The organism is Acidobacteriota bacterium, from assembly GCA_030949985.1.
Taxonomy (GTDB): domain Bacteria; phylum Acidobacteriota; class Polarisedimenticolia; order J045; family J045; genus JALTMS01.
In genome coordinates, this window is the sequence record JAUZRX010000025.1 from 32,263 (window position 1) to 44,359 (window position 12,097).

The 12,097-nt window shown below is 69.6% G+C and carries 11 protein-coding genes; 8 read left to right on the forward strand and 3 right to left on the reverse strand.

Annotated features, from left to right (window positions below; translation table 11 throughout):
• Positions 1-39 precede the first annotated feature (39 nt).
• From Q9Q40_07610 to Q9Q40_07635, 6 genes are read left to right on the forward strand one after another with little or no spacing between them, the layout of a single operon-like run.
• The gene (locus Q9Q40_07610) at positions 40-1,233 is read left to right on the forward strand and encodes a molybdopterin molybdotransferase MoeA (protein MDQ7007083.1); all 1,194 of its coding nucleotides are present in this window, start codon (positions 40-42) and stop codon (positions 1,231-1,233) included.
• Entirely contained in the window at positions 1,233-1,712 is a 480-nt protein-coding gene (moaC, locus tag Q9Q40_07615; protein MDQ7007084.1) for a cyclic pyranopterin monophosphate synthase MoaC, read from the forward strand. The genes Q9Q40_07610 and moaC overlap by 1 nt, the downstream gene beginning before the upstream one ends.
• A complete protein-coding gene (locus tag Q9Q40_07620; protein ID MDQ7007085.1) occupies positions 1,709-2,245 on the forward strand; it encodes a MogA/MoaB family molybdenum cofactor biosynthesis protein in 537 nt (178 codons plus the stop codon). The genes moaC and Q9Q40_07620 overlap by 4 nt, the downstream gene beginning before the upstream one ends.
• 11 nt (positions 2,246-2,256) lie before the next feature.
• The gene (locus tag Q9Q40_07625) at positions 2,257-3,075 is read left to right on the forward strand and encodes a substrate-binding domain-containing protein (protein MDQ7007086.1); all 819 of its coding nucleotides are present in this window, start codon (positions 2,257-2,259) and stop codon (positions 3,073-3,075) included.
• The gene (locus tag Q9Q40_07630) at positions 3,072-3,881 is read left to right on the forward strand and encodes an ABC transporter permease subunit (protein ID MDQ7007087.1); all 810 of its coding nucleotides are present in this window, start codon (positions 3,072-3,074) and stop codon (positions 3,879-3,881) included. The genes Q9Q40_07625 and Q9Q40_07630 overlap by 4 nt, the downstream gene beginning before the upstream one ends.
• Positions 3,878-4,969: an ABC transporter ATP-binding protein gene (locus Q9Q40_07635; protein ID MDQ7007088.1), complete on the forward strand. Its 1,092-nt coding sequence runs from the start codon at positions 3,878-3,880 to the stop codon at positions 4,967-4,969. The genes Q9Q40_07630 and Q9Q40_07635 overlap by 4 nt, the downstream gene beginning before the upstream one ends.
• Before the next feature lie 33 nt (positions 4,970-5,002).
• Here Q9Q40_07635 and Q9Q40_07640 read toward each other — a convergent pair whose 3' ends face one another.
• Entirely contained in the window at positions 5,003-6,250 is a 1,248-nt protein-coding gene (locus Q9Q40_07640; protein ID MDQ7007089.1) for a multiheme c-type cytochrome, read from the reverse strand.
• 139 nt (positions 6,251-6,389) lie between these two features.
• On the opposite strand from Q9Q40_07640, the gene Q9Q40_07645 reads away from it, so the two are divergent.
• The gene (locus tag Q9Q40_07645) at positions 6,390-7,916 is read left to right on the forward strand and encodes a hypothetical protein (GenBank protein MDQ7007090.1); all 1,527 of its coding nucleotides are present in this window, start codon (positions 6,390-6,392) and stop codon (positions 7,914-7,916) included.
• A 140-nt stretch (positions 7,917-8,056) separates the two neighbouring features.
• Positions 8,057-10,117 (forward strand): response regulator, encoded by a 2,061-nt coding sequence (locus Q9Q40_07650; GenBank protein MDQ7007091.1) that lies wholly within the window; start codon positions 8,057-8,059, stop codon positions 10,115-10,117.
• A gap of 39 nt (positions 10,118-10,156) precedes the next feature.
• Here the strand turns inward: Q9Q40_07650 and Q9Q40_07655 are convergent, their stop codons facing one another.
• Positions 10,157-10,372, reverse strand: coding sequence for a hypothetical protein (locus tag Q9Q40_07655; protein ID MDQ7007092.1), 216 nt, complete (start codon positions 10,370-10,372; stop codon positions 10,157-10,159).
• Between the two features lie 775 nt (positions 10,373-11,147).
• Positions 11,148-12,095: a hypothetical protein gene (locus Q9Q40_07660; GenBank protein ID MDQ7007093.1), complete on the reverse strand. Its 948-nt coding sequence runs from the start codon at positions 12,093-12,095 to the stop codon at positions 11,148-11,150.
• Between the last annotated feature and the right edge of the window lie 2 nt (positions 12,096-12,097).

Below are 12,097 nucleotides of genomic sequence, written 5' to 3' on the forward strand. Positions count from 1 at the left end.
TCGCAGTGCAAAGGGCAGGCCGCGGAGTATGATGCGGTCATGCTGGATCTCGACGCGGCCGTGCAGGCTCTCGACGTCGCGGTCTCCCCCCTCGAGCCGGAATGGCGGTCCCTCGAACAGGCCCGGGACCGTACCCTGGCTGCGGACGTGCGGGCCGACGGCGACCTTCCCGCGGCGGACATCTCCGCGATGGATGGCTACGCCCTGCGCCACCAGGACCTGGCAGCGGGCACTCCCCTGCCGGTGGTCCAGGAGGTGCCGGCGGGGGCCGCTCCCGCTCCCCTGCCGGAGGGCAGCGCCGCGCGCATCTTCACCGGCGCGGCGCTGCCCGCGGGAGCCGACACGGTCGTGCCCCAGGAAATGGCCGCATGTCTCGAAGACGGACGGGTCCGGCTCGAGCCCCTCGAGCCGGGTGCTCACGTGCGGCGGCTCGGCGAACTCTTTTCCGCCGGAAGCGTGCTGGCCGCGAAGGGCGAGCGGATCACCCCCCAGCTCACCGCCCTGCTGGCCGCCGGGGGAGCGGCCCGGGTACAGGTCTTCTCCTCCCCCACCGTGGCGCTGCTGAGCACCGGCCGGGAAGTGGTGGATCCCTCCGTACGACCGGGGCCGGGTCAGATCCGCAATACCAACGGCCCCATGTTCGCCGCCCTGGCCGCCGCGGCGGGCTGCTCCGTGGTCACCCAGGCGACCGTCGGTGACGAGTCGGACGCCCTGCGCGCCGCCCTCGAGCGCTGCCTGGCCGCCGCCGACCTGGTGCTCACCTCGGGAGGCGTTTCGGTGGGCGATTACGACCTGGTGCCCCAGGTGCTGGCGGAACTGGGAGGTGAGATCCTCTTCCACGGTGTGGCGCTCAAGCCCGGCAAACCGGTGCTCGCCGCTCGAGTCGGCGCGAGCTGGGTGCTCGGCCTGCCCGGCAATCCCCTGGCCAGCCTGGTGGGGTGGCGCCTTTTCGGTCTGCCCCTGGCCCGCCGACTGGGCGGCGTGGAAGCTCCCTTCGGTCCACCTCTGCACCTGCCTCTGGCCGCCGACACCCCCCGGGCCCGCCGACGTACGGAACTGCGCACCGGACGCCTGGTGCGCGGAGCACGGGGCCCGGAAGTGGAAGTCCTGCCCTGGAAGGGCTCCCACGACCTGACCGCTTCCGCACGGGCCGAGACCCTGGTGCGCATCGAGCCGGATGGCGAGACGTCCGCCGGTACCATGGTTCCCTGCTACCCCCTGGAGTGCTGGTGATGAACGACCTTTCTCACATCGACGGCTCCGGCGCCGCCCGCATGGTGGACGTGGGAGACAAGCCCCCTTCCCCGCGCCGGGCCGAAGCCGAGGCCTGGCTCGAAGTCGGCGAAAAAGTCATGGCGGCCCTGGCCGATGGCGCCACACCGAAAGGCAACGTCTTCGAAACCGCCCGCCTGGCAGGCATCATGGCGGCCAAGAAAACCGCCGACCTGATCCCCCTCTGCCATGACCTGCCCCTCGATCACGTGGCCGTGGACTTCGAGCGCGTGGGCACGCGAATCCGCGTGCGGGCCAGCGCCGCCACCCGCTGGTCCACCGGCGTCGAGATGGAAGCCCTGACCGCGGCGGCGGTGGCGGGACTGACCCTCTACGACATGCTCAAGGCTCTTTCGAAAACCATGACCCTCGACGGCCTGCGGCTGCTTTCCAAGTCCGGAGGACGTAGCGGAGAGTACCGCGCCGAGGAGGCACCATGAGCGCAGGGCACAAGATTCGGGCGGCGGTACTGACCATCTCGGACCGCTGTCACCGGGGGGACGCCCAGGACACGGCGGGGCCTGCCGTTTCCGCCCTGCTCGAGCTCGGTCTCGACGCGGAGGTGATCCGGGCGGGCATCGTTCCCGATGAGCGGGAGCAGGTCGCCGAAGCCCTGGTCCAGGCCGTGGACGCCGGCTGCGAGCTGGTGCTCACGGTGGGCGGCACCGGCTGTGCGGCGCGGGACATCACCCCCGAAGCGACCCTCACCGTGATCGAGCGAGAGGTGCCGGGACTGGCGGAAGCCATGCGCGCGGCATCCCGCGAGGTCACGCCCCATGCCCTGCTCTCCCGTGCCGTCTGCGGGATCCGCGGCAACAGCCTGATCGTCAACCTGCCTGGCAGCCTCAAGGCCGCCACCGAGAACCTGGAAGCGATCCGCTCCGCCCTGCCCCACGCCGTGCGCCTGTTGCGGGGCGAGACCGCCCACCCGGAAGCCGACCGCCACCGCGGCGGTTCCACCGCCGCGGGATGAGAGGTGACCTCTTGGACCGTTCCACCCGGTGGATCGCGGCCACCCTGCTGCTGGCGGCGAGCCTCACCGCCGGCAGCGCGGAACAGGCGCCCCGCCTGCTGATCCTGGCCGGATCGGCTTCCAAACCGGTCCTCACCGATGCCCTGCCGGCACTGCGCACGGCTCTCGGGGTGGAAATCGACCTGGACCTGGGCGGCTCGGGGAGCCTGCTCTCTCGCCTGGAACTGACCCACCGGGGTGACATCTACCTCCCGGGCAGCCACGACTTTCTCGAGCGAGCCATCGCGCGGGACCTGGTGGACCCCGCAACCCGCACAGAGCTGGCCTGGCTCGCCCCGGCACTGCTCGTCCGGCGGGGCAATCCCCGCGGGATCACGTCCATCGCGGACCTCGCCCGCCCGGAGATCCGCGCCGCCATCGGCGAGCCTCGCACCGTCTGCGTGGGTCTCTACGCCCGGGAACTGGTGCAGCGCGCGGGGCTCGAGCGGAGCCTGCTGCCGCGCCTGGGCCGGGCCCGCTCCTGCGCCGCGCTGGCCAACCTCCTGGCCATGGGCTCGGTGGACGGCATCATCGGCTGGCGGGTCTTCGAAGCCTGGTTTCCCGATCGGGTCGAGGCCCACCCCCTGCCCCCCGGACTCCGGCCGCGACTGGCCACGGTGCCGGGCGCGGTGACCCGCTTCAGTGCCCGGCCCGCCCTGGCCCGCCGTGTTCTGGCCTGGCTGGCCGGTGACGCCGGACGGGAGATCTGGCGCCGCCACGGCTACCTGACCAGCCGGGAACAGGCGCAGGCCTGGCTCGAGCAGTCACGCCAGGAGCCCCGGACCCGGTGAGCGGGGCACGATCCAGCCCCCGCGCCCCCCACGCCGCGCCCGAAGGCATGGCCGGAAAGCTGGCGCTGACGACCCTGGTCGTTCTGTCGCTCTTCCTGCTCTCGCTGATCGTCGCCCTGGTGCGCCTGGCAGCCGCCGACGCGGGCCGGCCGGCGACCTTTTCCCTTGCGTCCCTGCTGCTGACATCCCTGGCCGCGGCCCTGGCGGCCACCGGGCTGGCCCTGGCCCTGGGCGTTCCCGCAGCGCTCTGGCTGGCGCGGCACCGTTTTCCGGGGCGTACCCTGCTGACCACCCTTCTCGACCTGCCCACCATGCTCTCACCGGTGGCGGTGGGCACCGCCCTGGTGCTCTTCCTGCGCGATCCCCCCGGGGCCTGGCTCGAAGGAGCGGGAGGCTTCCTCTTCGGCTTCCCGGGGGTGGTGCTGGCCCAGTTCACGGTGATCGTGGCCCTGGTGGTCCGCTCCGCGGAAGCCGCGTTCACCGACGTCGATACCCGTCTCGAGCGCCTGGCCGAACTCCATGGCGCCAGCCGCCGCCAGGTGCTGACCCGGGTGACCCTCCCCCTGGCCCGCCCGGGGCTGCTGGCCGCCGCCGTGCTGGCCTTCGCGCGGGCCCTCGGTGAGTTCGGCGCCACGGTGACGGTGGCGGGGACCATTCCCGGCCGGACGGAAACCCTCTCCACGGGGATCTTTCTCGCCCTGGAGTCGGGAGAGCTGGCGGGAGCCGCGCGACTGTCGCTGATCCTGGTGGCGGTGGCCGGCGTGATGCTGCTGGTGCTGCGCAAGGTGGTGGGGTGGCGCCGGTGAGCACGGTGCTGCGACTCGAAGCCCTCGAGGTGCGCCTCGGCGGGTTCACTCTCGGCCCCATCGACCTCTCCGTCGCCCAGGGGGAGTACCTGGTGATCGTCGGCCCCTCCGGAGCGGGCAAGAGCGTGCTGCTCGAGACGATGATCGGCTGGCACCAGCCCACCCGGGGCCGTGCGCTGCTGGGCCGGACCGAGGTGCGGAGCATCCGCGCCGGCAAACGGGGCTTTTCCTACGTGCCGCAGGACATCGGCCTGCTGCCCCACCTCAGCGTGCGGGAGAACCTGCTCTTTCCCCTCGACTGCCGGGGTGTCGAACCGGACCCGGCGCTGCTCGAAACCCTGACGGCGACCCTGAACCTCGGGCCCCTGCTCGATCGCCGCGATCCGCGCTCGCTCTCCCAGGGTGAGCGCCAGCGGGTGGCCCTCGGACGAGCGCTGCTGACCCGACCGAAAAAGCTCTTCCTCGACGAACCCTGTGCGGCCCTGGATCCACACCTGCGGCGAGAATTCCAGCTCCTGCTGCGGGACCTGCACCGGCGACTGGGCCAGAGTGTGGTGCACGTGACCCACGACCGGGAGGAAGCCTTTCTCCTCGGCGAGAGAATCGCGGTGATCCTCGGCGGCCGGCTCTGCCAGGTGGCCCCCCCCGATCAGCTCTACGCCCGCCCGGCGGACCTGGCCGTGGCCCGCTTCCTGGCACCGGAAAACCTCTGGCCCGCCCGGGTCGTCGAGGCCGGTGCTGCAAGCACGCTCCTGCGAGTCGAGGCCTTCGGTTACCGGCTGCGGGTCGACCACCGGCCTCCCGCCCCGGTGGGCGAGCCCTGCCTGGTGGGCATCCGCCCCGAGGAGGTGATGATCCTGCACCCGGACCGCCCCCTGCGGCCCCAGGTGCAAGAGAACGTCTTCGGAGGCGTGATCGAGGAGATCCTGCGCCTCGACGGCCGGGTGCAGGTACACGTGCACACCGGTGAGGGACTGCGGGCGGTCTCGCGGCTACCGATCTGCGCGGCCCAGGACATGGGCCTCAGCCCCGGGCAGCAGGTGAGGGTTTGCCTGAAAACACGATCCCTCTACACCCTCGCCCCCTGAATCGGGCGCTTCGTTGCCAGAGCCTTCCCTCCGCTAGGACCCGCTGCGGAGGTCGGCGGCCATCTCCTTGATGGCCTGTAAATCGCGGACCATCTCGCTCCAGCCGTACCAGTTGGTGTAGTCCGGATTCATGTGGAAGGCCCCCTGGAAGGTGCGCATGCGGTGCTTGAGGTGCATCTCGAACAGCCGGTGCTCGATGGTGCTCGGAGCGTCATGAAAGGCCAGCAGGTCGGGGAAGGGATAAGCGTAGCTCTCCGGCTTGGCCAGCACCCCGTCCTTGTAGAGATCGGCGACGATGCGAATCGCCTGGGCCAGCAGGTGATCGGCCTCGCGAATCATCTCGTCGCCCGCGGCGAGTTGCTCCCGGGCAAAGTTCTCCGAGTGGCAGTCGCTGCAGACGGCGATCATCTTGTTGCGCTCCTTGTCGAAGGAGGCCTGGTCGAGACGGGCCACATCGGCCGCCTTGACCACGTCGAGGCGGGCGGTGGGCTTGCCCTCCGGGTCGAGCACGCCCAGGGCCTTCAGGATCGTCACCTGATCGGCCTTCCACTGCGGGTCCTCGGGCAACGGGAGCCGGACGGCGAGAAAGCCCCAGGCGGTGCGCACTTCGTGGTTGCCGTCGGGCATGTGGCAGGTCTGGCAGGTCGGCGCCGCGGTCTGCTCGTCCAGCACGCCATTCTGCTTGAGCAGGAATCGAACGCCGTGCTTGGAGCTGGAGTACATCTCCCACTGGGGATGGTCGAAACCCATGTGGCAGGTCTGGCAGGCCTGGGGTTGCCGGGCCTCCTTGACCGAGAAGGTATGGCGGGTATGGCAGGCATCACAGGAAGCGACACCGAAGCCGGCTCCCTGCTTCTTGAGTTCGAGGATCTCCGCCTCGCTCTTCGAGCCGATCTTGTGGCAACCCGCGCAGCCCTTGAGCCCCTTCTCCCGCATGGCAAGGGGAAGCTGGTGGGTGGTCGGCATGGCCTTGGCCGCGGCCCAGGCGAAGTTGTGCTTGCCCGCCCGGAACTGGTCGACCTGGACGCTGTGGCAGCCGGCGCAGGTGTCAGGGGTGGGCAGATCGACCTCGGCCACATCCTCGGCGCTGGTGTGGTCGGCACCGTGGCAGATCGAGCACGAGATGGACATCTCCGCGTGGGCCGAGAGCTTCCAGTCCTGCACGATCCGGGGCGTCACCTGGGTATGGCACTCGATGCACTCCTCGGCGAGCGCGGGACCGACCGCCGGCAGCAGGGCCAGGGCCACGACGAGAGCGGTGCGAGACGACACGGCGCGCATGATCGATTCCTCCACTGACATTCCGGCCCGATCCGTCACGGGTCGGGGGCAGTATCGAACACCCGCCGGAGCGATACAAGAGCCCGCGGATCTCTTTCCCGGATGCCCCGACCGCCTTTCCCCCGTATCTTCCCCCGCCGTGCGCCCCTGGCTTCCCATCGTCGGTCTTCTCGCCGCCGCCGCGCTGGCGGCGGCCTGCACGTCCAGGTTGTCGGCCGCATCCCGACCGGCCGCGGCGGACACGCCGCCCGCCGCCGAGACCTGGCCGATCGAGGCCCGGGTCTCCTACCTGGTCAACCTCTTCCACTGGGTCGACAACCTGGCGGGTACCTCGATCGGCAAGACCCGGGCGGTCTACCAGCGGCAATGGGAAAAGACCTTTGGCCCGCCCTCCCCGGCGGATGCCGCGCAGCTCGAAGCCTACCGGCAGGTGCGCACCCGGCCCGAGCCCGTCGTCCGCCCCGACCGGCTGCCAGACGCGCAGAGCTGCCTTCCGACGAGCTTTCCCCGCCTCTCCGCGCGGCAGCGCTTCAACACCGCCGTACTGCGCAGTGACACCTTGCCGCAGCTCGAGCGCGCCCTGGCCCCCGTCGTGGGCCCCGCCGACGCAGCGACCGTGCGCCGGGTCCTGGCCCACTTCGAACCGCGATTTCGGAGGCTCTGGCCACGGATGGCCTTTCTCGGCCCCTTCCACGAGCGATTCGAGCGCTGGCTGCGGGCGCGGCCGGTACAGGACCTGATGCTGCGCTTCGCGCACTTCCTCGAGGTGCAAGCCGACCCGTCGCGACCGACGGTGGTTCATCTCGTCGGCCTGCTCGAACAGGGCTCGACCCACGCCGAGGCCAGCGGACGCTTCCTGCTGGTGGAGATCCGCCCGGCCGACGGCCCCGCGGATCAGACCCAGGTGATCTTTCACGAGCTGGCCCACGATCTGCTCCGACGCCAACCGGCCAGGGTCCGCGATGCCTTCGCCCGCCGCCTGATGGCCCGCGGCGCGGTCGGCGCCCTGGCCCAGACGCTGCTGCACGAAGGACTGCCCACGGCGCTCGGCCAGGGTGTCGCCCGCGCCACCCTGACTCCGAACCACTTCGCCTTCCGCGATCGCTGGTATCACGTCGACGCGATCGACCGTTTTGCCCACCGCATCTACACCGCGGTGCGCCAGGAAATCCACAGTCCGCGCAGCTACTCCAGCCGGCTCCCCGACCTGGTCGGAGATGCCGTCGCCGGGTCGCCGACCACCGGGTCGACACCCATCGCCTTTTTCGTGTCTCACGCTGCGTTCCTCGCGCGCGGAAACCGCCTCGACGTGCTGCGCCCGTTGATGCGCTCGGCAGCCGGTCGGGCCCAGTTCGGGGTGGCCACCGATCATCCCGACGGCAGGACGTTCCTCGCGCGTCACCCGTGCCAACCCCTGATCTGGCTGCTCACCGCGGAGGAAATGACCACTGCTCGACTGCCTGACGGCGACCTGATCCCCGCGGCGCACTTCGCGGTCCCCCCAAGCGCGCGGAGCGCGGGCTGGATCGTCCCCGCCACCCGAAAGAGCGGGGCCGCCGTGCTCCTGCTCATCGGTCGCGACGCCAGCGCTCTGCCCCTGCTCGTGGAGCGGACGGCACGCCTGCGAGGCTGGCCCCAGCGGACGATCGCCGTGTCTCCGCGCTGAAGCGTCGACCCTCTCGCCGGTTTGCTATGATGGAGCCCAAGGGCAAGCCGGGAGGGTTTGTGCAATCCCATCACCCCACAACCCATCACCCCACAACGGGGAGCCGTGAGCCGTTCACCTTTTCCCGGTGGGAAGAAGAGTTGTTCGCGCGGGGTCCGGTCGTTCTTTTCGAATGGGAAAACCTTCCTTCCTGGCCGGTCCGTTTCGTCTCGCCCAACGTGGACCAAGTGCTCGGATACTCGGCGGAGGCGTTTCTCCACGGAAACCCGGCCTACGCCGACCTGATCCACCCCGGCGACCTCGAGCGTGTCACCCGCGAAGTCGACGAGCATGGGCGATCGGGGGCCGGGCACTTCGTCCACCGTCCCTACCGCCTGCTTCACCGCGACGGCCGGACACTCACGGTTCTGGACTACACCACCATTCGCCGCGACGCGACCGGGGAACCCACCCGGTTCCTCGGTTATATCGTCGACATCACCGAGCAGCGCCGTGTCGCCCATCAGCTCGAACAGCAGCTACGCTTCTCGCGAGCCCTGAACCGAATCACCGACGCCATCCTGGCGGAGGAGAAAACCGACGCCCTGCTCGATACCATCGCCCGCCTCCTCGGCACCATTCTCGAAACCGACCGCACGCTGATCTACGACATCCGTCTGAACGACGACGTGGCCGAGGGGCTTTGCGAGTGGATTCCCCGCGGCGGCGACCAGGTCCCCGCGACCCGGGCCGCCTACCCCCTGCGTCTCTTCCGCCGCAGCGTCGCGTACCTGCAGAAAACCAGGAACTGGATTGAAAGTCACGACGACAACCCTCACAGCAGCCTGGTGAAAGAGGGATCGGTGGCTCTGCTCCACGGCGAGATGCATATCCGCAGCTTGCTGTGGTATCCCTTCTTCTTCCGGGACGACGGGTACTACCTGCTGGCCCTCAACCAGGTCCATCGGCGGCGGGAGTGGAAGCCGGAAGAATTCGTCTTCCTCGACGCCGTCACCCGACAGGTCAATCTGGCGCTCCAGAAACTCGCCCTGCTCGACGAACTCCAGCAGGCTCAGAGCCGGCTGGTACGACGAGAACGTCTCGCTGCGGTGGGGCAGCTCTCGGCAGGCATCGCCCACGATTTCAACAACATTCTCACCGCGATTCTGGGCGTCACCGAACTGCTCGAGCAGCGCGAAGACCTCCCTCGAGACGTCGGTGAGCATCTCCGCCTGGTCAGCACGTCAGGAAGGCGTGCCGCCCGACTCGTTCGCCAGCTCCTCGACTTCTCCCGCCGAACCGTGCGCCGGACCCGCGCCCTCGATCTCCGGGAACTCTGCGGTGAAACCGTGACGTTCCTCGAGCGCACCCTGCCCGAAACCATCGACGTGGAGTTCCGCCCCTCCAACGACGAGGTGCTCGTGGAGGGCGACCGGGTCCAGATCCAGGAAGTGCTGACCAACCTGGCAGTCAATGCCCGGGACGCGATGCCCATGGGCGGCAAGATCGAACTGGGCGTCGAACTGGAGCCATCCGTAGAAGGTGTGACCTGCACCATCTGCGGCAGCCCGGTACGCGGAGAGTGGGTCCGCCTGCTCTGCCGCGACAGCGGCACAGGCATTCCCCGCCACAACATCGGACGCATCTTCGAGCCGTTTTTCTCGACCAAGCAAGCCGGGGAAGGCGCAGGGCTGGGCCTGGCCCAGGTGGCCGGCATCGTGGGACAGCATGGAGGACACCTCGCGGTTTCGAGTGAACCGGGACGCGGAACGACCTTTTCCATCTACTTCCCGCCCCTGCGCAACGACGCCCCGGAATCGCGACCGGAACCCGGCGCTCCCATCACGACGGAAGGCCGGGGAGAAAGCCTCCTCGTGGTGGAAGACGACCCGATCGTGCGGAAGGTCACCGGAACCATGCTCGAAAGCCAGGGCTATGCGGTCCAGACGGCGGCGAGCGGGCGCGAGGCTCTCGACCGTGTCGCACGGGAAGAATTCGCCCTGGTGCTGACGGACATGGTGATGCCCGACATGGACGGCCTCGCCCTTCTCGGCCGACTCCGGAGCAGGCAGCCGCTCCTGCGCCTGGTTCTGATGAGCGGCTATCCCCTCGGCGAAGAAAGCCGCCGGCTGGTCGAGGAGGGGGAGGTGCGCTTCATCCAGAAGCCCGTGGGCATGCCCGACCTTTGCCGCGTCATTCGCAGCGCGCTCGACGACCGATGAGCCTCCCGCCTCCGCGACGTGCCACCAAGACGACGCGGGTCACTGCGGCGGTTCGGAACGCCAGGCGGAAAACGCGACGTAGTAAAGCGCGATGACATTGAGCAGGGGCACCAGGATCGCCAGACCGAACCATCCGGGAAAACCCAACCGCGTGCAGAGTTTCCAGGCGGGCCAGACCAGGAGCAGACTCCAGCCAAGAAGGGCGAGGAGAACGACCATCATCTCACTGATTCCCAGGGGACCGATCAGAGCCATGAGCACCTCCCTTTGCTTTCGAGGCTCCGGTGACACCCGCCCGGGCACTCCGACCTGCGTCCGACCTGCGGAATTGTGCCCCATGGAGCCGACTTGCCGGCATATTAACACAGCGGTCTCGGCAGGAAGAAACACAAAAAATACTGTGTTGCGCCCGCGGGAAACGGCTGACGCCGGCACCCGTCCCGCGACGGGGTGACGTATCCCCGAACGCGAGTGGTTGCCCTCTGCAGCCACCCGGCGCCGCGGCCGTGGAAGGGGCTTTTCGGAGACGACGCATCAACCTGTCGCGGTGTCGGCTCCCCTGCTGCAACGACCCGGAAGATCCGGCCATCATTCGCCCGTGCGTCCCCGACCAGGCTCGAACCCGCGCCCGTTGGCCCTTCCACTCGTGCCGGGTCGACGTAGGACTCCGGGCAACCTCCCGCCCTCACGAAATCCTTCCACAAGCCGCGCCGGGCCTCGGTCTCCCGCATCCGGGGACATGCCCGGCGGAACAGGACACGCTTTCGACGATCGACGAGGACCTTGGCCGGTGCCGGATGCCCTCCCAACCCGGGCACCGACACGCCATGCGCATCAACCCGCGCCCGGCGTTTCACCCCGACCGCCTCCCAGGACCTCCCGCGCTTCGACATCGAGCCGCACCCAACCGCCCAAGGGCGCGGGGCAGAGGCCACGACAGCAGCTTGCCCGGCTCGAGTCGTCTCCGTCCGACAAGCGGGACCGGGCAGCCCCCGGGCTGAACCGGGCGGCATGGCCCCCCGGGCACGCCCTACACGGCGTCGAAGTCGAGAACCCGGCAGACTGCGCCGTCCGCCGCCGACCAGCGCAGTTCGCCACGCCCCAGAGCCTCGCGGCCGACCACGGCCATGGCCCGCAAGTGGCCGTCGGCGTCGGGCCAGCCTTCGAGAAGGGTCCCGGCGACCCGCCCCTCGGCGAAGACCTCGGTACCCGGCTCCACCGTACTGCCCCGGGGGCCGAGCAACAGGCAGGCGATACGGGGGGAAGAACCCAGGTGATGCAGGCGGGAGACGACCTCCTGCCCGGGAAAGCAACCCTTGCTGAAACTCACGGCACCCACTTCGTCGAGCCGCAGGGCCTGGGGCACGAAGCGCTCGGAGGTGCTCTCGTGAATCGGAGCCAACCCCAGGTGCAGGTCGAGAGCCTGCCAGATCTCCGGCCCCGTCTGTAAACTGCCGGCGCCCAGGGCCTCCCACAGGGATTCGCGGCGGGAGGGACAGCAGTAGAGTTCGAAGCGGGGGAACAGACCCGGCACCCGCAACACCACCAGGTCGTCCACCTCGACGCGACCATCCACGTCCCCGGGAACAGGCAGGCCCAGCTCTTTCAGCCGGGCTGGGGCCTGCCCGCCGCCGACCCCGATCACCGCCACCAGGGGCCGCGCGTCTTCGATCTCCACCCGGGCCCGCAGGCGGTAGAGTTCGAGCCGCTGACGGGTCCGGCCCGCCACGTCCCCGGGCAGGCGCAGGATCCAGGCGTCACCTTTACGGAAGAGCCGAAAGACCGAGACCACCCGCCCCTTGGGGTTGCAGTAGGCACCCAGGGTCGAGCGAGCGGCGCCGAGTTCTTTCACCTGGCAGGTGAGCTGGTTGTGGAGAAAGGTGGTGGCGTCGGCACCGCTGACGGCGAGCAACCCCCAGTGGGAGAGGTCGGCACTCAGCAGGCCGCCGTCGCGGGCCGTCTCCCAGGCCGAGGTCACGG